The following is a 21,668-nucleotide window of genomic DNA, read 5'->3' on the forward strand; positions in this document are numbered from 1 at the left end:
TTGTGTATAGGAGGCGAGGCTACGCATGATTAGTGATTTAAAAGGAGAAGCACTAGATTCATTAGAAGGAAAATGGGGATTAGCTGTTGGAGCTACACTACTCATTTCAATTCTTATCACGGCTTTTAGTTTTAGTGTTGATTGGGGATTTTCTTTGATTTTCGGTTGGCAAAAAACAAATGGTTCACTTTCAACGAATATTCTTACATTTTTTGTTACTGGACCGTTAACTTTAGGTGGATATTACCTTGGTTTAAATATCCTTCGTGAAAAGCAAGCTAGTATTGGTAATGTATTCATTTGGTTTTCAGAGGGAAAGAGATTTCTAAAATCATTTTTATTATATTTATTAGTAAATCTTTATCTTTTCTTATGGACGTTATTGTTCATTATTCCAGGTATTATTAAATCATTTTCTTATGCGATGACATACTTTATTATAAACGATCATCCTGAGTATTCACTGAACCAAGCTATTACAGAAAGTCGTCGTATGATGGATGGACATAAGATGGAGTATTTCATTTTATGTTTAAGTTTTATTGGCTGGTTTATATTAAGTTGTATTACGTTAGGGATTGGATTCTTATGGTTAATTCCATATTTCTATACGACATCTGCAGCTTTTTACGAAGAGATTGCAGAAGAATATTATGAGAAAAATATTTAGCACTAAAAAACCCCCGGTATGAATTATTTGTTCATACTGGGGGTTTTTTGTAGAAACTTTATAAACTGATTGCTAGTAAGTGGTTTACTGAAATAGTAACCTTGCATATATTTACAGTTATGTTTTTGCAGAAACTTAAGTTGTTTTTCGGTTTCAATTCCTTCGGCGACGACTGAAAGATTTAAAGTATTCGCGAGGGAAAGTATTGTAGAAACGATGGCTCGTTCTTCAGGACGATGATCAGCTAATTGTGTAAATTCTCTCGGTACTTTTAATGTGTCGATTGGAAAAATTGATAAATAAGCAAGAGAAGAGTATCCAGTACCGAAGTCATCAATGGAAGTTTGGATACCGTATTCTTTTAATTGCTTCAGTCTTAATAACGTTTCTTTCTCGTCAACCATTGCAATTCTTTCTGTTAACTCAAGTGTTACATATTTTGGATCGACTTGCACGTCGTTTAATATTTGTGAAATGCTTTCAATTAATTGATCTTGCCGGAACTCTTTTGCGGATAGATTAACACTTATTTTTAAATTTTGGTAGCCAAAGGTATGCCATATTTTTAATTGGAGACAAGCTTCTTGTAATACCCAATGTCCAAGTGGGACTACTTGTGGCGTCTCTTCTACAATTGGAATAAACTCACATGGTGAAATGTCACCTAATAGTGGGTGTTTCCAACGTATTAAAGCTTCAGCGCCGATAATTTTATTTGTTGTCGTATCAATTTGTGGTTGATAAACGAGATAAAATTCTTTGTTTACTAAAGCGATTGGCAAATCTTTTTCAATTCGAGCTTTTCGTTCCATTTTTTTATATAGTTCTTTCGTGTAAAGAGAGCTACCGTTTTTTCCTTTATTCTTTGCTTCGTACATGGCCATATCAGCATGCTGCAAAATGGATAGCGCATCTTCACCTGCTTCAGGATATATTGCAATTCCGATGCTCGGTGAGATTTGTAAATGTTGATTTTCGATTTCAAATGGCTCATTCATGGCCGTTACAATCCTATCAGCTATTTTTTGGACATCTGGCTTTTTTTTGTAATTCTCGATAAGGATTGTGAACTCATCCCCAGCTAGCCGCGCGAGTTTCATATTTGATGTTGCTATTCTTTCGAGCCTTTTTGCTACTGCGATGAGCAATAGGTCTCCTACTCGATGACCGAGGGTATCATTAATAACTTTAAAACGGTCTAGGTCGAGAAACATAACAGCAAAAGGCTTTTTCGATATTTTTGCTCGCGCAATTGCCTGTTCTAAATGTTGATGAAATGCACGTCGATTTGCAAGCTCTGTTAAAGTATCATGGTATGCTAGGAAATTAATTTGTTCTTGTTGTTGTTTGCTTTCTGTAATATCTTTAATCATTAAATAAACCCCAGAAATTTTCTCCTTTAAAAAGATCGGTACGGCGGTAACGTGCAAGTAGTAAATATCTCTGCTTTTATGGTAAGCCCGTATTTCTAAAGAGATAGAATACCCCTTTTTCACGCGATGAAAGGTGTTAATCATTTCTTCTAAATCTTCTTCGTATATGAGTGAATAGTAAGGCTGGTTTAATAATTCATTCGTTTGATAACCGAGTAAAGTAGTGCCAGCGTTATTTACTTTGAGAAAATTACCGTACAAATCTAATGTGAAGATTGGATCTGGATGATGCTCGTATAAAGATTTAAACATTTGTTGATTATGATAGAGTTCATTTTTCTGTTCTACTAAATCTTCTGTACGTAGTTTAATTTGTTTCTCGAGTTCTGAGTTGAATTGCATTTGAGCAAACAATAATATTTTATTTTGTTTTCGAACTAAGCTATGACGTATGAGAACGAAAGAGAAAGTTATTATAAGTCCGATTACTATAATAGGCGCAAAAACGTATTCAACTAATATAAAAACAATAAGCATTACTACCGAAATATACGGTAATGATAATCGGATTGATTCACCAATTTTAGGTGTTAGTAGTACTTGTTCTTGTTTTTCAGGCTTTTTTGTATGGAGAATACAGGCGATTGCTACTAGTACTAAGGTTACTTGATAGAAAGGAGTAACTGTAAACATAGAATACTCTGGTATGAAGTATTTTATATACGCATAAATCGCATCTGTAGTAGCATATAAAATTAAAGCACTGCCAAGAAGTGCACCGACCTTTTTAGGTAATAAGGATAGTGGTTTGAATAAAAGGTTGATTCCTATTAAGAGAAAGAGTAAATCAGCCATTGGATAGGTAAGTTGAACAAATATGTCGATATAGGATGTTGTAAAGATATGAATAGTTCGTTCAATAAGTAAGTAGTAACTTAAAGTAAATTGGGCTGTAACGATAATACAAATATCACATAGCATAAAAAGTTTTTCTAATAAATCTCGGTTATAAATGATTTCGTATAGAAAGGAAAACGTAAAGCTAACTAAAAAAAGTAAGTAAAAAAAGTCAGATGGATCAACGAACGTATAGAAGTCCTTTACAATTAAACGCTGATAGGCAACGACTATATCACCGATAAAATAAGAGAGAGCTCCAACAGATAATATGATCCAAAATAAACGAGATAGCCCTTCTTTCATGTTTGAAAAATAAAGTATATAACTACAAGCGATAATATCAATTAATAGGGTACTCGTTCCGATTAATAGCTGAAAAGAAAATGAGTATTCATATAGAAAAGGCATCGCTACATAGTGAAGCGTTATAGACAGCAATACAATGCTTATAAGAATACTTACATGTGTTTGTTTTTTCATTTATATCACCTACGGTTTCTTGAAAAGCATATATAAGTTTATATTTATTTTGCACAATTATAGCAAGTTGTAAAGATAGATTTTAATAATTCTTGTTTCTGCCTCCCAACATATCGACATAGGAATTTGAAGTTTGCTATAATGGTTAGAATAGTTGCATTATTTAGAAAAATTTAAAAATAATAATTACTGCAACTAGGACATATTGTTTACTATGTGAACTTGTTCTTAATTTAGGGGGGAGGGTTTCACAATGGCAAGTGTATATGAAAATAGTTATATGATCGTTTTGATTTTCTTGCTATTAGGTATATTGCTGCCGGTAGTGGCTCTTACATTAGGAAGGATGCTGCGCCCAAATAAACCAAGTGCAGCAAAGGCGACGACGTATGAGAGTGGAATTGAGCCTTTTCATGATGCAAATATTCGGTTTCATGCTCGTTATTATATTTTCGCTTTATTGTTTGTGATCTTTGATGTAGAAACTTTATTTTTATATCCTTGGGCTGTTGCGTATGACAAGCTAGGTTTATTTGCATTAATTGAAATGCTCATCTTTGTTGTAATGTTGCTAGTTGGATTAGCGTATGCTTGGAAAAAGAAGGTGTTACAATGGTTATAAATTTTGAGGAATTACATCCAAATGAGCGAGCAGAATTAGAACGAAATATCTTTTTTTCTACATTGGAACAGTTGAAAGGATGGGCGAGGAGCAATTCTTTATGGCCGATGACATTCGGACTGGCGTGCTGTGCAATTGAAATGATGGGAGTAGGCTCATCACATTATGATTTAGATCGATTTGGGTCATTTTTTCGGACTTCACCAAGGCAATCGGACGTCATGATTGTATCGGGAACGGTAACGAAGAAGATGGCTCCTATTGTTCGGCGCTTATATGATCAAATGCCCGAACCGAAATGGGTTATTGCGATGGGATCTTGTGCAACAGCAGGTGGTCCGTATGTAAATTCATATGCTGTTGTGAAAGGTGTAGACCAAATTGTACCAGTTGATGTGTATATTCCTGGTTGTCCCCCAAATCCAGCTGCTTTAATTTATGGAATTAATAAATTAAAAGAAAAAATTCGTTACGAAGCAAAGACCGGGAAGCAGGTGACGAATAAATGAGCAATCCAAATAAAGATTTAGAGGAGCTGAAAAAAGAAGCAGCTAGGCGTGCAAAAGAAGAAGCGAGAAAACGCCTTGTAGCGAAACACGAGGCGGAAATAAGTGAGCTTGAGGAAGAAGATCAAGAAAAAGAGAAAGCGCTACCAAAAAAAGATGATATTACTATAGAAGAAGCAAAACGACGTGCAGCAGCAGCTGCAAAAGCAAAAGCGGCAGCATTAGCGAAGCAGAAAAGAGAAGGAACCGAAGAAGTAACGGAAGAAGAAAAAGCGGAAGCCAAGGCGAAGGCAGCGGCAGCTGCCAAGGCAAAAGCGGCGGCGTTAGCGAAGCAGAAAAGAGAAGGGACAGAAGAAGTAACGGAAGAAGAAAAAGCGAAAGCCAAGGCAAAAGCGGCGGCGTTAGCGAAGCAGAAAAGAGAAGGAACCGAAGAAGTAACGGAAGAAGAAAAAGCGAAAGCCAAGGCGAAGGCGGTGGCAGCTGCCAAGGCAAAAGCGGCAGCATTGGCGAAGCAGAAAGCCTCGCAAGGTGATGGGGATTCGGGAGATGAAAAGGCAAAGGCAATTGCAGCGGCAAAAGCGAAAGCAGCAGCGGCTGCAAGAGCGAAGACAAAGGGGGCTGAAGGTAAGAGAGAGGATGAGCCGAAGCAGGAAGAACTGTCCGTAAATCAGCCGTATTTAAATCAGTATGTTGAGGCTATTAGGGAGAAGTTAGGAGAGGGTGCATTAGTAGATTCCTACATTAATAAACTGTCAAAGGATGTGCCAACTCTTGTGGTGGATCACGAAAAATATTATGAAGTGATGGAGTCACTGCGATTCCATGAGGGACTTGCTTTTGATTATATGTCAGAGCTACATGCGACGGATTTTGTGACACATATGGAAGTGTATGTTCATTTGTTTTCATATAGTAAGAAACAATCGGTAGCGGTGAAGGTAAAGGTAGACCGGGAAACGCCGCAAGTCGAATCTGTGACAGCGCTTTGGAAAGGGGCTGACTGGCCGGAGCGAGAAGCATACGATTTGCTCGGCATTATATTTAAAGGGCATCCGAATTTAACACGTATTTTAATGCCAGAGGATTGGGTAGGATATCCGCTTAGAAAAGACTATGAACCGTATGATGTGGAGGTGTAGCTATGATCCGCACGGAAGAGATGCTTTTGAATGTAGGACCTCAGCATCCGAGTACACATGGTGTGTTCAGGCTCGTAATTAAGATTGACGGGGAAATTATTAAAGAAGCTACACCTGTTATTGGGTATTTACATCGCGGGACGGAAAAGATCGCTGAGAGCTTACAGTATACGCAAATTATCCCTTATACAGATCGAATGGACTATTTATCAGCTATGACGAATAATTACGTCATTTGCCATGCTGTAGAGACGATGATGGGGCTTGAAATTCCAGAGCGTGCCGAATACTTGCGAGTACTTGCGATGGAGCTAGGAAGAATTGCGAGCCATCTCGTTTGGTGGGGGACGAATCTTCTTGATATAGGAGCGGTTAGCCCGTTTTTGTACGCTTTTCGTGAACGAGAGATGATTATAAATTTATTAAATGAATTATGCGGGGCACGGCTTACTTTTAACTATATGAGAGTTGGTGGTGTGAAGTGGGATGCGCCAGATGGTTGGATTGAAAAGGTGGAAGAGTTTGTTCCGTATATGAGAGAGCAACTGGCAGGTTATCATGATCTTGTTAGCGGTAATGAGATTTTCTTAAATCGTGTGAAAGGCGTTGGTATATATAGCGCGGAAGAAGCGATTTCGTATTCTTTAAGCGGAGCAAATTTGCGGTGCACTGGAGTAAACTGGGATCTTCGCAAAGATGAGCCGTATTCGATTTATGATCGTTTTGATTTTGATATTCCTGTTGGAAGCGTGGGAGATGCTTGGGATCGCTACGTTTGCCGAATGCAAGAAATCGAGGAGTCTTTAAAGATTGTTGAGCAAGCGGTTCAGCAGTTCCCGAAAGATGGAGCTGTGCTGGCAAAAGTACCGAAAATTATTAAGGCACCTAAGGGAGAAGCATTTGTACGTATCGAATCGCCGCGCGGAGAGATTGGTTGCTATATTGCTAGTGACGGAAAGAAAGAGCCGTACCGCTTGAAGTTTCGTAGGCCGTCTTTTTACAATTTGCAAATTTTACCGAAGTTATTGAAAGGTGAAAACATCGCCAATTTAATTACGATTTTAGGTGGAGTTGATATTGTACTTGGGGAGGTTGATGGCTGATGATTGAAACGCTCTTACAATCACCTTCAAGCTGGACGAATTTCTTCATTTTTTTCGGATTAGCGGTACTTCTACTATTTGCAGTCCTTGGCTTTGTTACATATGGAATTTTGGCAGAACGGAAAGTGATGGGGTTTATGCAAGGGCGGATTGGACCAAACCAGGTTGGAGGCCGATTCGGTTTACTGCAAACGGTAGCTGATGTTTTAAAACTATTATTGAAAGAAGATAGTATTCCGAAAGCAGCAGATAAACCGCTGTTTATATTAGCACCTGTCATTGCATTTGCGCCAGCATTTATGGTGCTTGCAGTTATCCCGTTCACTGATAAATTTCAATTTGCAGATATTGGAGTCGGGTTACTTTATTATATCGCTGTTTCCGGTATTACGACGATAGGTGTTGTAACTGGGGGATGGGCATCGAATAATAAATATTCCCTTTTAGGAGGGATGCGTGCGGCGGCGCAAATGATTTCTTATGAGATTCCGCTCGTAATGAGTGTAATTGGTATCGTTTTGCTAGCTGGTAGTCTGAATTTAAATGAGATTGTAGCGGCGCAGGAGAAGGTTTGGTACATTTTCGTACAGCCAATTGGCTTCGTCGTTTTCTTAATCGCAGCAGTTGCAGAGTTAAATAGAACGCCATTCGATTTGCCAGAAGCGGAGTCAGAACTTGTTTCTGGATATCATACGGAATACTCAGGGTTTCGCTGGGCGTTTTTCATGCTTTCAGAGTACGTATATTTCTTCGGGATGGCATCGTTAATTACAGTGCTTTTTTTAGGCGGATGGAATCCAGTCATGTTTCTTGGATTTATCCCAGGTGCCGTATGGTTTGCTTTGAAATTTAGCAGTGTAGTCTTTCTATTAATTTGGTTCCGCGTTACGTTCCCGCGTATAAGAGGTGACCAGTTAATGGAGTTTGGTTGGAAAGTATTATTGCCGATTGCACTTGCAAATATTTTCTTAACGGCATTGATTAAGGAGTTATTCTTCTAATCTATGAGGGGGGTGCCAGTAAGAGATGAAAGGACTATTTAAAGGATTAAAATATACATTAAGTAATTTGAGCAAGAAGAAGGTAACGTATGATTATCCAAATCAACCGTTGCCGTTGCCAGACCGTTTTCGAGGAATTCAAAAATTTTATCCGGAGAAATGTATTGTTTGTAATCAGTGCTCTAACATTTGTCCGACAGACTGTATTCAGTTAACAGGAAAGAAACATCCGGATCCTACGAAAAAAGGAAAAATTATCGACACGTATGATATTAATTTTGAAATTTGTATTCTTTGTGATTTATGTACAGAAGTTTGTCCGACAGAGGCAATTGTCATGACAAATAACTTTGAACTCGCGGAATATTCACGTGATGACTTATTTAAAAATTTGCAGTGGCTTGACGAAAACGACGAAAACGTCAGGAAGGAGAATAAGGCATGAATGGCGAGTTTGTAGCATTCTTTATACTATCCTTGTTTGCAATTATCGGCGGTGTTCTTATGTTGAACTTAACGAAAGTTATGCACATGATGTTAGCTCTCGTTCTGACATTTCTCAGCATTGCAGGTTTGTATTTTCTTTTATCAGCCGAATTTATAGGCGTTGCACAAATTTTACTTTATTCTGGTGCAATCACAATTATTATGATTTTCGGCATTATGTTAACGAAACATAACGCGGAAAATGAATCGCGTCTTACTCTTCGAAAATGGATTATCTTCTTTGCAGTTGTAGCATTTGGAGCGGTTATGTATTTCGCTGTTAATAATGTTGATTTTGCAAATGAAAGCACACAAGGAAGTTTACCTCTCCATGAAAACAACACACTTCAAATCGGTACGCTTCTCTATTCAAAATATATTATCCCATTTGAACTAACTTCAGTTATTTTACTTGTAGCACTCGTTGGCGCAATTATACTTGCGAAAAAGGACGAGAAAGAGGAGGATTCCAATGAGTAGCGTTCCAGCTTCTGCATATTTAACACTTGCGATTATTTTGTTTTGCATCGGTCTATTTGGAGCTTTAACAAAGCGGAATACAGTAATCGTATTAGTTTGTATCGAATTAATGCTGAATGCTGCCAATTTAAACTTAGTGGCGTTTAGTAAATTAGGCTTATTTCCGAATTTAACAGGTCAAATTTTCTCACTGTTTACGATGGCTGTAGCGGCAGCGGAAGCGGCGGTAGGACTCGCTATTTTAATTGCTTTATATCGTAATCGTACAACAGTTCAGGTGGATGAAATGGATACGCTTAAAGGATAGCATTGTGACCGAAAAAGGGGGAAGGAAACAATGATCGATTATGCATGGCTCATACCGCTTTTCCCACTCGTTTCGTTTTTGTTACTTATTATATTCGGGAAGAAAATTAGAGAAGGAAGCAGCGTACTTAGTATTTTTTTCGTCTTTCTCTCCTTTATACTTGCGGTACTTGTGTTAATAGAAAGGTTTTCAGAAGCAAGCGTGAAGCATAAGTGGGTGTGGCTTAGAGCTGGAGATGTGGATATATCATTCGGCTTTGAAGTGACTGCATTAGGAGCTTTAATGTTATTTATCGTGACGCTTGTGAGTCTACTTGTACATGTGTATTCGAAAGGTTATATGAAAGGTGATGAACGATTACCAACCTTTTACGCATATTTAGGACTCTTTACATTTGCGATGTTAGGGCTTGTTATATCAACGAATTTATTACAGCTTTATATATTTTGGGAATTAGTTGGCCTTGGTTCATTTTTACTTATCGGTTTTTATTTCTTTAAAGAAGAAGCGAAGGCTGCTGCAAAAAAGGCTTTTATTATGACCCGTATTGGGGATGTTGGTTTATTTATCGGGATGATTTTAATTTTTTGGTACGCAGGTAGTTTTGAATATGACGCAATATTTAGGGCGATTTATACAGGGGATCTACCTCCTTACATGATTACAATAACAGCGATATTAATTTTTATCGGGGCGATGGGAAAATCAGGTCAGTTCCCGCTTCATACGTGGTTGCCAGATGCAATGGAAGGGCCAACGCCCGTTTCGGCACTTATTCACGCGGCGACGATGGTCGCAGCTGGCGTATATTTAGTAGCGACGATGTTTCCTCTATTTTCAGCAAGTACAGTGGCGATGCAGACAGTGGCAATCGTTGGAGCTTTCACTGCAATCTTTGCGGCCTCTATCGGTCTTGTGCAAACAGATATAAAGAGGGTGCTTGCTTATTCTACAGTTAGCCAGCTCGGGTATATGATGCTCGCGTTAGGTTCTGCCGGTTATGTAGCTGGTATATTCCATTTAACGACACACGCTTTTTTTAAAGCACTACTATTTTTGGCGGCAGGAAGTGTAATTCATGCTGTGCATACGCAAAACATTAATAAAATGGGCGGTTTACAGAAGAAGATGAAAGTAACTGGTACGCTATTTTTAATAGGTACCCTTGCCATTAGCGGTGTTCCGCTGCTTTCCGGTTTTTTCAGCAAAGATGAAATTTTAGCGGCGACGTGGATGAATGGCAATTACGTTTTATTTACTTTAGCAGTAATTGCGGCGTTTTTAACAGCATTTTATATGTTCCGCCTTTACTTTCTTGTCTTTACTGGAGAAACGAAGACGAAGGAAGAAGTGCATGAATCGCCTCGCGTTATGACGTATCCAATGATTGTTCTCGGCGTTCTTGCGGTAGTGGCAGGATATATAAATACACCATGGTTTGGGACATTTCTCGGAGATTGGTTGACGAAAGATGTAGGGTTTAAGGTTGAAGAAGCGCATGGACCAGTTTGGATTATGATTGTTGCGACACTCGTTTCATTTGCGGGAATCGCTCTTGCATATTTCATATATGGCAAGAAATCAATTTCTAGAGATTGGGCTGGGGGTACGGAAACATCTCTTTATAATCTTTTGAAAGAAAAATATTATGTGGATGAACTATACAACATGACGGTGATCCCTATTACGAAAGGAATCGCTCATGTGCTTCGCTTATTTGAAGTGTATGTAGTCGAAGGAATTGCAGTTTTAATTTCAAGTGTAGTTAAAGGCACAAGTAATCTTGGATCGAAACTTCAAAACGGGAATGTACAAGTGTACGGTACTGTAACGGCGGTTTCGCTCGCTGTACTCGTCATTATTTTGCTCTATACGGGAGGGGATTTACGATGAATGATTTGTTGTTAACGTTCTTCATTTTTTCCCCGCTTTTAGGAATTTTATTGCTTGTATTAACACCGAAAAAGGAATTACGTACAGTGCGGGCGCTTGGCTTATTTGGGACGGCACTTCCATTTGGAATTGCTATCGTCCTCGCTTGTACATATGCTTCTGGAAAGAATTTGTCACTATTTGATGAAAAGGTGAAATGGATTAAGTTTGGAGATTTTACAGCGGTGGATAAAAGGTGGTTTTCTATTTATTACGAGCTCGGTATTGATGGTTTGTCGCTTGTCATGATGGTACTGACGGCTCTTCTAGCGATGCTTGCAGCAATTGCAGCCTTTTCTATTAAAAGAAACTTAAAAGCATTTTATATGCTGTTACTTATGCTAGAAATAGGAATGCTCGGCGTCTTTGCTGCTCAAAACTTAATGTTGTTTTTTATCTTCTTTGAAATTACGTTGCCACCAATGTTCTTATTAATTGGAAAGTGGGGAAAATTGTCGAGTGAAAAGGCTGCGTATAGTTATTTAATATATAACGGTATTGGCTCAGCTATTTTGCTCATTGTTTTCTCAATTTTGTTCGCGAAAACAGGTACAACAAATATTGTGGAGCTGAAAGAGATATTAAGAAGCGTAAGTGCAGAGGGAGCACTCGTCATCCCAAGTAGTTTGCAGCTTAGTGTATTTATTGCCATAATGATTGCTTTTGCAATTAAACTACCTGTTTTTCCGTTGCACCGCTGGATGGTCAATGTACACATAGAAGCGCATCCAGCTGTAGTTATGCTTCATGCGGGTGTTTTGCTAAAGATTGGAGCGTACGGTATTATTCGCTTCGGGAAAGGGCTATTCCCGGAATATTTTCACGATGTTGCAACGCTAATTGCGATATTAGGCGTAATTAATTTATTATACGGTGCCTTTTTAGCGCTCATCCAAACGGACTTTAGGAAAGTACTGGCTTACTCTAGTATTTCGCATATGGGAATTGTGTTAATGGGACTTGCGTCACTTAATGCACCTGGTACACAAGGAGCGTTATTCCAAGTTGTATCACATGGTTTAATTGCAGCCTTGCTCTTCTTCCTACTGGGTGTTATAGAACAACGATTTGGAACTTCGGACATTACGGTGCTAGGCGGACTTGCGAAAAGTGTACCGATACTTAGCGGATTCTTTTTAGCAGGAGGAATGGCATCGCTTGGATTACCAGGGATGTCTGGGTTTGTTAGTGAATTTCTTGCCTTTCTCGGTTTATTTCAAGGAGAGCCCGTCATTGCTGCAGTCGGTGTGATTGGCATCATTTTGACCGCTGTATACGTATTAAGGGCGACACTTCAAGTGACATTTGGAAAGAAAGAGTGGGAAGAAAAATCTGATATACACGGATGGGAGTATGTCCCTGTTTTACTACTTATCTTTTGTATTATTGCAATTGGAGTTATGCCAGAGTTACTAGGGGATCCGCTTCAAAATACATTGAAAACATTGGGGGTGAAGTAGGATGGATATGAATACGTTACTTAGCTTATCGTGGCATCTAATGGTGCCAGAATTTATTATTCTCGGCGCCGCCATCCTCTTTTCCATATGTGATTTGTTTTTTAAGCTGAATCATAGATATGTAGCTCTTGGTGCGATTGCTGCTATCGTATTAGCAATCGTGTCATTAATTACGCTATATAGCGAACCAGCTGGAGATATTTTAAACGGATCGTTTGTGTTAGATGGATTTTCAAAAGGGTTTAAAACATTGCTATTAGGTGCCTCAGCTCTCATTTTATGCACCGCAATGAGCGATGATAAGAAGAATCCAATTGAAGATAAGGGTGAATATTATTACTTATTTTTAATGGCACTTCTTGGTGCGATGTTCATGGCTTCTAGTGTTGATTTCATTACCCTTTTCGTTGGTTTGGAGTTACTTTCACTTTCTTCCTATATTTTAGTAGGAATACGAAAAAAGAGCCGTGCATCAAATGAAGCGGCAATGAAATACGTCATTAGCGGAGGAATTGGAACAGCGATTACGCTCTTCGGAATGAGTTATTTATACGGTATTACAGGTTCAACTAACATTATAGATATGCAAAAGGTACTCACTGGGGAGCTCGCTAGTGGTATTCAGTTATTGTTAGCTCTCGCATTTCTTTTATTGCTAGTCGGTCTCTCATTTAAAATTGCCACAGTGCCGTTTCATATGTGGGCACCTGATGTGTATGAAGGAGCGGCTACACCAGTTACTGCTTTTCTTGGAACGATTTCTAAAATTGCTGGGTTCCTGCTCATTATTCGTTTGTTCCTTATGGTTTTTGCAAGTGTATTAATACAAGGAGATATGCAATCTTTATATGGGCATATGAGTATATATATTGCGGTGCTAGCAAGTATTACGATGATTGTTGGGAATGTAGTCGCGTTAAAACAATACAATATAAAGCGTTTATTTGCTTATTCGGGCATTGCTCATGCAGGGTATTTACTCGTTCCACTTGTGGCATTATCACCATTTACGATGGATAGCATGTGGTTTTATATGCTGGCATACATGCTTATGAATATAGGTGCATTTGCTATCATCCACGGCTTAATCTTACAAAATGATGAGGAAAATATAACGATTTTCACAGGTTTATATAAAAGGTCACCATTTGCAGCGATTATGATGACAATCTTTATTTTATCGCTGGCTGGGATACCAGGAACGGCTGGCTTCATTGGAAAGATTAACATCTTTTTAGGCGCGCTTCATGTAGAGCCAGCACATTACGTACTAGCTTCGATTATGATGGGTACGACAGTTGTTTCATTCGTATATTATTTCCGTATTTTACAACAAATGTTTTTCCGCACCGGAGAGACAGAAGAGAGGATACGGTTACCGTTAAATATAAAGGTTGTTATGAGTCTTTGTGCAATTTCGATTGTAATACTAGGGATTATGCCGATGATTGGGTACAATTTCTTTTATGAATATTTTCCATTAATGAAAGATTTCTTCTTCTTAGGGAACGTGGTACAATAGTGAAAATAAAAGGTGTGGAGTCAGTACTCTGCGCTTTTTATTTTGTGTTAACTTGTAATGTAGATATACGTTTTTGGAAAGAAAATCACGATGTAAAATGTAAGATGTCTATGTGCATTTGAAAAAGTGTAGCTCCTACTTATTATGGTATCGTTTTTATATTCTTTCATAAGTAGTAGCTGAGTAAAAAGGGGTCGATTTTTTGGCACAACTTTTAGGGCAACAAGCACTGATTGCCATTGTTTCGCATTTATTGTTTATTACCATTACGTGGTGGGCCTTACAAGGCATTCACATTGAGCGTTTAATGAAGTCCGGAAAAGTGCTGCAGACGCGAGTATTACTCATCTTAATTACAATTGCAATTGGGACATCTGTAAGTAACTTTTTCCTTGATTATTTAGGCTATTCGAAGAGTTTAACGTATTTAGTAAAGTAAGTGTATAGAACCTCAAATCTCCGTTAACAATGGGGATAGGAGGGGATGAAATTGAAGCTTAAAGCCATTCTTATTGTTGCACTTAGTGTTGTTTTATTTTTGGTTGGATATAGAGAGATGAAACCGATAAGCGATGAACAGAAAATGGAGAGCATGATCAAGGCTTTAGAGAAAAATGATGCTAAAGTAGAAAAATGGTCATGGTTAGCGAGAGAAACAAAAACAATTTCTAACATACATACGTTTCAAAAGTTGTTAAACGATGTGAAGGAAAAGGCAAATATTCAAAAGTGGGAAGTAGAGCAATCTCCAGATGGATATAAAGCTACATCCTATAAAAAGCTTTCTTCTTATGAAGAACGAGTAGTAGTAACTTGGAGTAAAGAAAATACTAAAGAAAACACTTTCATTATCTTTGAAGTAAGTGGGGCGAAATGGGACCCGAAGTATGTTCAAAACATGAATAAAATTTTTAGTGAAAAACCTATAATTTACACTTGTGTTCAAGGTGTACTGAATGATAAGATTGAAGGTGTTTTGCAAAATAAAACCAATCAGGTTTTGAAAGATCTTTCAGCAAGAGCGATCGAACAAGTAGAAGAAAGAGCATTTGTGTCAGTCTCCGCATACAATAAAAAGTGGGATGACGCTCTTTCAACAAATAGAGAGAAAATAAATGTGCAAATAGCAATACGTTCTACAGACAACAAAGATACAATTGTGGTTGGCACACCGATCATAACTTCTGAGTATTGAGTGAATAGATACTGAAAAAAGGACACGGAGGGGAATAATTTGGAAAAGATCATCGTCCGTGGCGGAAAGCGGTTAAACGGCACAGTGCGTGTTGAGGGCGCAAAAAATGCTGTATTACCTATAATCGCTGCAGCCCTATTAGCGAGTGATGGAAAGAATGTACTATCTGAAGTACCAGTTTTGTCTGATGTATACACAATTAATGAGGTATTACGTCATTTAAATGCTGAAGTCGTATTTGAAAATAATCAAGTAACAATCGATTCTTCTAAAGAACTAAACATTGAAGCACCATTTGAATATGTACGTAAAATGCGTGCATCTGTTCAAGTAATGGGACCATTATTAGCACGTAACGGTCGTGCTCGTATTGCACTTCCTGGTGGATGTGCAATTGGTTCACGTCCAATTGACCAACATTTAAAAGGCTTCGAAGCAATGGGAGCAAAAGTACAGGTTGGTAACGGTTTTGTTGAGGCATATGTTGAGGGAGAACTAAAAGGAGCTAAAATCTACTTAGACTTCCCAAGCGTAGGCGCGACAGAAAACATTATGTCTGCAGCTACATTAGCAAAAGGGACAACAATTCTTGAAAACGCAGCGAAAGAACCAGAAATCGTTGACTTAGCTAACTTCTTAAATGCGATGGGAGCAAAAGTACGCGGAGCTGGAACTGGAACGATTCGTATCGAAGGCGTTGATAAATTATATGGTGCAAACCACTCTATTATTCCTGACCGTATTGAAGCGGGAACATTCATGGTTGCAGCAGCAATTACTGGTGGAGACATCTTAATTGAAAATGCTGTACCTGAACATTTACGCTCAATTACAGCGAAAATGGAAGAAATGGGTGTTAAAATTATTGAGGAAAACGAAGGTGTACGTGTTATCGGCCCAGATAAGTTAAAAGCGGTTGATATTAAAACTATGCCTCACCCAGGTTTCCCAACAGACATGCAATCACAAATGATGGCATTATTACTACAAGCTGATGGAACAAGCATGATTACAGAAACGGTATTCGAAAACCGCTTTATGCACGTTGAAGAATTCCGTCGTATGAATGCTGATATTAAAATTGAAGGTCGTTCTGTTATTATGAACGGTCCAAACAGCTTACAAGGTGCTGAAGTAGCAGCAACTGACTTACGTGCTGCAGCTGCATTAATCTTAGCTGGTTTAGTATCAGAAGGTTATACTCGTGTAACTGAGTTAAAACATCTTGACCGTGGCTATGTAAACTTCCATAAGAAATTAGCTGCATTAGGTGCAACTATTGAACGTGTAAACGAAAAAGTAGAAGAAGTGAAAGAACAAGAAGTTTCTGATCTTCACGCTTAATTGAAATAGTCTCTATGTCTTTTGACATAGGGGCTATTTTTTTGGGTTATTACTGTTATAGTCAATAAATTCTGTACTTATGCACGTACCAGTAAAAATATTTAGAAAATTTCTGTTTTATACTCTTCCCCTTAAGTATGTTCTAAAAGAAAGAGTTGTTCCATAAGAATGAATGGAGTAAAGCTTTTATATTGGGGGAAAATAGGATGAAATTTTCAAAGCCACTTTTTATTACAGTAGCGCTCTTAATAGCGCTCGTTATCATTGTACCTGCAGCCCTTGTTATTCCATTTGCGAAAGCAAAAGTAGGGGAAGAAACGGCCTCTAAAACTCCTCCAGCGATAGAAAGTATACCAACTCCAGGAAAAGTAGATACAGCTGTTCAAGTTGCTGTATATCGCGAAAAACAGAAGAAGGTAGAAACATTACCAGTGGAGGAGTATGTGACAGGTGTAGTAGCTTCTGAGATGAATGCCAGTTTTGAAATAGAGGCACTAAAGGCGCAGGCATTAGCAGCGAGAACATTTGTAGTACAACGTATGCTAAGCGGAGGAAAGAAAAATAATGCGGACGTGACAGATACGGTGAAAGATCAAGTGTACAAAGGCAAAGATGAATTGAAGAAGCAATGGGGCAATAACTACGAAAATAATTTGAAGAAAATCGAAGAAGCCGTTTCGAAAACAGCAGGACAAGTTTTAACGTATGATGGAAAACCAATTTCAGCATCCTTCTTTTCAACGAGTAATGGCCGAACAGAAAATGCAGCTGACTATTGGGGAAATGATTATCCGTACTTGAAAAGTGTAGATAGTCCGTGGGATCAAGCCTCTCCAAAGTTTACGAGCGAGCAAACATTTACAGTAGCTGATTTTCAAAAACGTCTCGGTGTGAAAGTGCTAGCAGACGGGAAGGTTGGAAATATTAAAGACCTTACGGAAGGAAAGCGCGTAAAGGATGTAGCTTTTCAAGGAAAAACATTAACAGGAAAAGAAGTTCGTGAAAAGTTAGATTTACGTTCTTCTGATTTCACGTGGAAACAACAAGGAGATAAAATCATCGTTACAACGAAAGGCTTCGGTCACGGCGTTGGTATGAGTCAATACGGGGCGAACGGCATGGCAGCGGAAGGAAAGAAATATACAGATATCGTCGCTCATTACTATAAAGGCGTTGAAATAAAGACGATGAATGATTATGAAGGAAAACTGATGGTGAAGAAATAGGTGTCAGAACTCTGGCACCTATTTTTTTCTGTTTAAAATATCATAATTTTCCATTAACTGTTTGATATAATAGGATAAAAAGGCATTTGGGGGAGATGAAATGGCGTTACTAGAGTTGAAACAGTTAGGGAAGACGAACCAGTTACCGGAAATTGAGCTAAAGGTTGAAAAAGGACAATGTATTGTTTTGCAATGCAATAATCATACAGCTAAAGTGTTACACCGCATTATTATTGGTGAAGAAGAAGCTTCAACTGGCAACGTACTGTTTGAAGGGGAAGCAATTGGAAAGAAAAATTATTCTCGCATCGGTTTTTGTTTTTTGAAAGATGAAGCATATGATCGTTTGAAGGTGAAGGAATACTTTAAGTTTCTATTAGGACTTTATGAATCAAAGGTAAGTATAGAAGAAGTCGTACAGTATGTTGGTCTCCTAGATAAACTAAACGTTAAAATAGAAAAATTGTCATTTTCAGAGAAGCGCCGTCTTCATATAGGACGAATTATGATTCATCATCCAGATTTAGTCATTTTGGAAGAGCCAGAGCAAAATGTAGATATAGAGAGTACGATTATTATTCGAAAAGCAATTATGAAAATGAAAGAGCAAGGAAAGGCAATCTTTATTACGTCATCTTTCCTATCGGATGCCCTTTCGTTAACAGAGGATGTATACATATTAAACAACGATGGTGTGAAAAAAGTAGAAATTGAACAAGAGGAAGCAGAAGAAGTCGATGAAGAGAAGGTCGTTCAAATAATTCCTCAAATGAAGTTAGAAAGAATACCTGCGAAAGTGAACGATAAAATCATTTTACTTGATCCGATGGAAATCCATTTCATTGAAACACAAAACGGAGTAACACATATTCACGTTCGTGAAGGAGATTTCGTATGCGCTTTAACATTAGGTGAACTAGAAGCAAGGTTAACAGGTTTTGGTTTCTTTAGATGTCATCGCTCGTACCTTGTGAATTTACAAAGAGTGCGAGAAGTGATTACTTGGACTCGTAACAGTTTTAGCTTAATTTTAGACGACGAAAGAAAAAGTTCAATCCCGCTTTCAAAAGGACGAATGGATGAATTAAAAGGTGTTATTGGACTATAAAAGTGCTCCAATAAGCTCAACATGCGATTCATTCACCGGTAAAAATACTCCTTTTACCGGTATTTTAATGCGCCTATCCTTTGTTTTTCATATGATTGAGTCAAGAAAAGCGAAACAAACGAACGAAAAGCGCTAAAGCGACTTTCATCTATAAAGAAGAAAAACAAAGGGGATGAAGAAATGACATTGGCAATTGAAATGAAAGATGTAATGAAAAGTTTCAGTGGAAAAACGGCACTTCGAAATGTAAATATTGAGGTGAAGCAAGGAGAGATATTCGGATTCCTTGGACCGAGTGGATCTGGTAAGACGACAACAGTAAAAATTTTAACTTCTCAATTGCTTCATAGTGTTGGAACGGTAAGAGTATTAGGGAAAGATATTACAGGACCAAGTAGCATCGATTACAAACGAATTGGTATTTTAACAGATAACAGCGGCTTATATGAAAGACTTAGCATTTATGATAACTTACTATTATTTTGTGACTTATACGATTGCAAAAAAGAACGAATCGATGAAGTACTAGCACAAGTGAATTTATTAGATGATAAAAAAACACCAGTAAAAAAATTATCAAAGGGAATGAAGCAACGCGTCACACTAGCAAGAGCAATCCTTCATAAACCAGATATCCTCTTCTTAGACGAACCAACATCTGCACTTGATCCAGTAAACGTACAAAACATTCATAAAATCTTAAAAGACTTAAATAAAGAAGGAACGACGATTTTCTTAACGACTCACAACATGGACGAAGCAGAAACGCTTTGTAACCGCATTGCCTTCCTGTGTGGCGGAGAGATTGTAGCACTCGATACACCGGAGAACCTTCGCTTACAATACGCGAAAGATCAAATACAAGTCGTGTTAAAGGATAAGAAGAAAGAAACGGTACAAAAAGATGAATTAGGTGCAAAACGTATTTCAGAATGGATGAACAAAGGAGAATTACTATCCATTCATTCACACGAACCAACTTTAGGCGATATTTTTATTGAAGTTACTGGGAGGGGATTATAATGACATTTTCAATGAGACGTGTATCAGCTATTTTTAGAAAAGAAGTACAAGATTTTAAGACAAATTCACAAGTGTTGTTAATGGCATTTTTACCAATTATACTTTCATTTTTGTTTAGCAGATTTGGAGCGGGAAAGGAAATGTTAGGCATTACTACTATAACGGCCTTCCTATTTGTCGCAGGCTTTGTTCAATCTATGGTAATTGCAGAAGAAAAAGAAAAACATACATTGCGTGTATTAATGCTATCACCGGCATCTTCGGTTGAAGTTCTACTTGGAAAAAGTATATTAACAGCATGTTTGACATTGGGCATTTGTATTGTGAACTTATTTATTTTGGATCAATTCAGTGGAAATCTATTATTGCTAGGATTTATTTTCTTATGTGGAACAATTTTATTTATTGTGATTGGAACAATGATTGGATTGTTAGCTGCATCTGTACCACAAACATCAATAATTGGAATGCCGATATTAATGACGATGTATTTGGCTGTACAGTTTGAGCCAATGGTTGAAAATAAAGTAATTAAGACGATGATTGGATATCTTCCAACATCTCATATTGTGAAAGCACTTAACAGTTTAGTAGGTGGGGCGGGATTTGGTAGTATTAGTGGGCATGTATTAAATGTTGCAGTTTGGCTTATTATATCGCTCTTTGTATGTTTAATCGTATATAAAAAGAAACAATTAGACTAAAAACTGAGCCGAAACGCTCAGTTTTTTCTTTTTTCTATCATTTCCTCGGAAATTTTACAATTCTTATACATATTTTTACAGATTTTGTCGAAAAGTAATTAGTTATACGTTGTATAGGATACGTGAATATTGTTCAAAATGATTGCTGAGGTGATGATGGAATGCGAGGAAGAAATAATAAAAAGTCGCAAAAGGTAGTACATTTATTTCAAAAAAGATGGGTGTTTCCGGCACTATACATTGCTTGTGCAGCGGTAATCTTAATGGTTGCGCTATGGTTCCAAGGAGCTAATCCGAAGAAGACTCCAAACCACGATCAAGCAACACCGTATACACAATCGGAAGATCCAGCAGTACCAGTAACAAAATCTTCAGAAGTAGTGAAAATGCCAGCTGCCGCGAATGCGGAAGTAGTCGTACAGAAGAAATTCTATGAAGATGCAGCAACTGAGGCGGAACAAGAAAAAGCACTTGTCTTTTATAACAACACATATTCCCCGAACAAAGGAATTGACATTGCTGCGAAGAATGGAAAAGAATTCAATGTTGCTGCTGCTTTAAGTGGTACAGTAACGAAAGCTGAAAAAGATTCACTTCTTGGTTATGTTGTAACAGTTGATAGTGGAAATGGTGTAGCGGTATCTTATCAAAGCTTAGGCAGTGTGAAAGTAGAAAAAGGTGCAAGAGTTGCACAAGGTGAAGTATTAGGAACATCCGGTCTAAGTGCAATGAATAAAGAGGCAGGCTCTCACGTTCACTTTGAAGTACGTAAAGACAATGTGGCTGTGAACCCTGAACGTTACTTAAATAAATCAGTAACAGAAATTAAAGCTGATGCAGGTGCTGCAAAGGCTACGAATGCTTCTGGTAAAAAAGCTGATGACAAATCTCAAAAAGAAGAGAAGTCAACGAGCACGAAACCTGAAAGTAAAACAGAAGACAAGTCTCAAAAAGAAGAGAAATCAACAAGCGGTTCAACTAGTGACAAAAAAGAAGAACCGAAGAAAGAAGAAAAATCAACAAATGGTTCTACAGAATCATCTAACGATTCTTCTTCACAAGAATAATGAAGAGAAAAAATCAGTTC

21 protein-coding genes are annotated in these 21,668 nt (G+C 37.9%); 20 read left to right on the forward strand and 1 reads right to left on the reverse strand.

All coding sequences use genetic code 11. The features are described 5' to 3' along the window. Window positions 1-25: 25 nt before the first annotated feature. Window positions 26-670 (forward strand): DUF975 family protein, encoded by a 645-nt coding sequence (locus AU379_RS18380; protein WP_000622467.1) that lies wholly within the window; start codon window positions 26-28, stop codon window positions 668-670. 23 nt (window positions 671-693) lie between these two features. Here the strand turns inward: AU379_RS18380 and AU379_RS18385 are convergent, their stop codons facing one another. Next, complete coding sequence (locus tag AU379_RS18385; protein WP_061139591.1) at window positions 694-3,423, reverse strand: EAL domain-containing protein; 2,730 nt, start codon at window positions 3,421-3,423, stop codon at window positions 694-696. Between the two features lie 253 nt (window positions 3,424-3,676). Between AU379_RS18385 and nuoA the strand changes: the two genes are divergently transcribed. The 19 genes from nuoA to AU379_RS18480 all read left to right on the forward strand — a co-directional run bounded on the left by nuoA (window position 3,677) and on the right by AU379_RS18480 (window position 21,648). After that, window positions 3,677-4,045, forward strand: coding sequence for an NADH-quinone oxidoreductase subunit NuoA (nuoA, locus tag AU379_RS18390; RefSeq protein WP_000179273.1), 369 nt, complete (start codon window positions 3,677-3,679; stop codon window positions 4,043-4,045). Then, window positions 4,036-4,554, forward strand: a complete 519-nt coding sequence (gene nuoB, locus AU379_RS18395) for an NADH-quinone oxidoreductase subunit NuoB (RefSeq protein WP_000236331.1) — start codon at window positions 4,036-4,038, stop codon at window positions 4,552-4,554. The genes nuoA and nuoB overlap by 10 nt, the downstream gene beginning before the upstream one ends. Beyond that, complete coding sequence (locus tag AU379_RS18400; RefSeq protein ID WP_061139592.1) at window positions 4,551-5,690, forward strand: NADH-quinone oxidoreductase subunit C; 1,140 nt, start codon at window positions 4,551-4,553, stop codon at window positions 5,688-5,690. The genes nuoB and AU379_RS18400 overlap by 4 nt, the downstream gene beginning before the upstream one ends. A 2-nt stretch (window positions 5,691-5,692) precedes the next feature. Further along, window positions 5,693-6,793: an NADH-quinone oxidoreductase subunit NuoD gene (gene nuoD / locus AU379_RS18405; protein ID WP_000621434.1), complete on the forward strand. Its 1,101-nt coding sequence runs from the start codon at window positions 5,693-5,695 to the stop codon at window positions 6,791-6,793. Next, window positions 6,793-7,794 carry an NADH-quinone oxidoreductase subunit NuoH gene (gene nuoH, locus AU379_RS18410; RefSeq protein WP_000573426.1) on the forward strand — a complete coding sequence of 334 codons (1,002 nt, stop codon included), beginning with the start codon at window positions 6,793-6,795 and terminating at the stop codon, window positions 7,792-7,794. The genes nuoD and nuoH overlap by 1 nt, the downstream gene beginning before the upstream one ends. 25 nt (window positions 7,795-7,819) lie before the next feature. Beyond that, on the forward strand, window positions 7,820-8,239 hold the full coding sequence (gene nuoI, locus AU379_RS18415; RefSeq protein WP_000677191.1) for an NADH-quinone oxidoreductase subunit NuoI: 420 nt from the start codon (window positions 7,820-7,822) through the stop codon (window positions 8,237-8,239). Then, window positions 8,236-8,760 carry an NADH-quinone oxidoreductase subunit J gene (locus AU379_RS18420; protein WP_001012807.1) on the forward strand — a complete coding sequence of 175 codons (525 nt, stop codon included), beginning with the start codon at window positions 8,236-8,238 and terminating at the stop codon, window positions 8,758-8,760. The genes nuoI and AU379_RS18420 overlap by 4 nt, the downstream gene beginning before the upstream one ends. Next, a complete protein-coding gene (gene nuoK / locus AU379_RS18425) occupies window positions 8,753-9,067 on the forward strand; it encodes an NADH-quinone oxidoreductase subunit NuoK (RefSeq protein ID WP_000100079.1) in 315 nt (104 codons plus the stop codon). Before AU379_RS18420 ends, nuoK begins: the two co-directional genes overlap by 8 nt. 30 nt (window positions 9,068-9,097) lie before the next feature. Beyond that, window positions 9,098-10,960, forward strand: coding sequence for an NADH-quinone oxidoreductase subunit L (gene nuoL, locus AU379_RS18430; protein ID WP_000568225.1), 1,863 nt, complete (start codon window positions 9,098-9,100; stop codon window positions 10,958-10,960). Further along, window positions 10,957-12,459, forward strand: coding sequence for an NADH-quinone oxidoreductase subunit M (locus AU379_RS18435; RefSeq protein ID WP_000998932.1), 1,503 nt, complete (start codon window positions 10,957-10,959; stop codon window positions 12,457-12,459). Before nuoL ends, AU379_RS18435 begins: the two co-directional genes overlap by 4 nt. Before the next feature lie 7 nt (window positions 12,460-12,466). Next, the gene (gene nuoN / locus AU379_RS18440; protein WP_061139667.1) at window positions 12,467-13,981 is read left to right on the forward strand and encodes an NADH-quinone oxidoreductase subunit NuoN; all 1,515 of its coding nucleotides are present in this window, start codon (window positions 12,467-12,469) and stop codon (window positions 13,979-13,981) included. Window positions 13,982-14,183: 202 nt separating this feature from the next. Continuing rightward, window positions 14,184-14,420 carry a DUF1146 family protein gene (locus AU379_RS18445; protein ID WP_000057889.1) on the forward strand — a complete coding sequence of 79 codons (237 nt, stop codon included), beginning with the start codon at window positions 14,184-14,186 and terminating at the stop codon, window positions 14,418-14,420. A 45-nt stretch (window positions 14,421-14,465) separates the two neighbouring features. Next, window positions 14,466-15,176: a YwmB family TATA-box binding protein gene (locus tag AU379_RS18450; RefSeq protein WP_002005985.1), complete on the forward strand. Its 711-nt coding sequence runs from the start codon at window positions 14,466-14,468 to the stop codon at window positions 15,174-15,176. Window positions 15,177-15,215: 39 nt separating this feature from the next. After that, a complete protein-coding gene (gene murA / locus AU379_RS18455) occupies window positions 15,216-16,520 on the forward strand; it encodes a UDP-N-acetylglucosamine 1-carboxyvinyltransferase (RefSeq protein WP_000411274.1) in 1,305 nt (434 codons plus the stop codon). A 206-nt stretch (window positions 16,521-16,726) separates the two neighbouring features. Continuing rightward, a complete protein-coding gene (gene spoIID / locus AU379_RS18460) occupies window positions 16,727-17,746 on the forward strand; it encodes a stage II sporulation protein D (protein WP_061139593.1) in 1,020 nt (339 codons plus the stop codon). 100 nt (window positions 17,747-17,846) lie between these two features. Next, entirely contained in the window at window positions 17,847-18,854 is a 1,008-nt protein-coding gene (locus tag AU379_RS18465) for a LytTR family transcriptional regulator DNA-binding domain-containing protein (RefSeq protein WP_001185959.1), read from the forward strand. 180 nt (window positions 18,855-19,034) lie between these two features. Further along, window positions 19,035-19,877, forward strand: a complete 843-nt coding sequence (locus tag AU379_RS18470) for an ABC transporter ATP-binding protein (RefSeq protein ID WP_000170864.1) — start codon at window positions 19,035-19,037, stop codon at window positions 19,875-19,877. Beyond that, entirely contained in the window at window positions 19,877-20,581 is a 705-nt protein-coding gene (locus AU379_RS18475) for an ABC transporter permease (protein WP_000144441.1), read from the forward strand. Before AU379_RS18470 ends, AU379_RS18475 begins: the two co-directional genes overlap by 1 nt. Before the next feature lie 161 nt (window positions 20,582-20,742). Next, window positions 20,743-21,648 carry a M23 family metallopeptidase gene (locus AU379_RS18480; RefSeq protein ID WP_001214926.1) on the forward strand — a complete coding sequence of 302 codons (906 nt, stop codon included), beginning with the start codon at window positions 20,743-20,745 and terminating at the stop codon, window positions 21,646-21,648. Window positions 21,649-21,668 lie beyond the last annotated feature (20 nt).

It is taken from the genome of Bacillus sp. JH7 (assembly GCF_001563515.1).
GTDB classification, from domain to species: domain Bacteria; phylum Bacillota; class Bacilli; order Bacillales; family Bacillaceae_G; genus Bacillus_A; species Bacillus_A cereus.

Excerpts from the sequence above, each read along its gene's own strand:
- nuoH (WP_000573426.1), top strand. The coding sequence starts at position 6,793 with ATGATTGAAACGCTCTTACAATCACCTTCAAGCTGGACGAATTTCTTC.
- AU379_RS18465 (WP_001185959.1), top strand. The coding sequence starts at position 17,847 with ATGGCGTTACTAGAGTTGAAACAGTTAGGGAAGACGAACCAGTTACCG.
- nuoK (WP_000100079.1), top strand. The coding sequence starts at position 8,753 with ATGAGTAGCGTTCCAGCTTCTGCATATTTAACACTTGCGATTATTTTG.
- nuoD (WP_000621434.1), top strand. The coding sequence starts at position 5,693 with ATGATCCGCACGGAAGAGATGCTTTTGAATGTAGGACCTCAGCATCCG.
- nuoI (WP_000677191.1), top strand. The coding sequence starts at position 7,820 with ATGAAAGGACTATTTAAAGGATTAAAATATACATTAAGTAATTTGAGC.
- AU379_RS18480 (WP_001214926.1), top strand. The coding sequence starts at position 20,743 with ATGCGAGGAAGAAATAATAAAAAGTCGCAAAAGGTAGTACATTTATTT.
- AU379_RS18420 (WP_001012807.1), top strand. The coding sequence starts at position 8,236 with ATGAATGGCGAGTTTGTAGCATTCTTTATACTATCCTTGTTTGCAATT.
- AU379_RS18470 (WP_000170864.1), top strand. The coding sequence starts at position 19,035 with ATGACATTGGCAATTGAAATGAAAGATGTAATGAAAAGTTTCAGTGGA.
- nuoN (WP_061139667.1), top strand. The coding sequence starts at position 12,467 with ATGAATACGTTACTTAGCTTATCGTGGCATCTAATGGTGCCAGAATTT.
- spoIID (WP_061139593.1), top strand. The coding sequence starts at position 16,727 with ATGAAATTTTCAAAGCCACTTTTTATTACAGTAGCGCTCTTAATAGCG.
- nuoB (WP_000236331.1), top strand. The coding sequence starts at position 4,036 with ATGGTTATAAATTTTGAGGAATTACATCCAAATGAGCGAGCAGAATTA.
- AU379_RS18435 (WP_000998932.1), top strand. The coding sequence starts at position 10,957 with ATGAATGATTTGTTGTTAACGTTCTTCATTTTTTCCCCGCTTTTAGGA.
- AU379_RS18450 (WP_002005985.1), top strand. The coding sequence starts at position 14,466 with ATGAAATTGAAGCTTAAAGCCATTCTTATTGTTGCACTTAGTGTTGTT.
- nuoL (WP_000568225.1), top strand. The coding sequence starts at position 9,098 with ATGATCGATTATGCATGGCTCATACCGCTTTTCCCACTCGTTTCGTTT.
- AU379_RS18400 (WP_061139592.1), top strand. The coding sequence starts at position 4,551 with ATGAGCAATCCAAATAAAGATTTAGAGGAGCTGAAAAAAGAAGCAGCT.
- nuoA (WP_000179273.1), top strand. The coding sequence starts at position 3,677 with ATGGCAAGTGTATATGAAAATAGTTATATGATCGTTTTGATTTTCTTG.
- AU379_RS18380 (WP_000622467.1), top strand. The coding sequence starts at position 26 with ATGATTAGTGATTTAAAAGGAGAAGCACTAGATTCATTAGAAGGAAAA.
- AU379_RS18385 (WP_061139591.1), bottom strand. The coding sequence starts at position 3,423 with ATGAAAAAACAAACACATGTAAGTATTCTTATAAGCATTGTATTGCTG.
- AU379_RS18475 (WP_000144441.1), top strand. The coding sequence starts at position 19,877 with ATGACATTTTCAATGAGACGTGTATCAGCTATTTTTAGAAAAGAAGTA.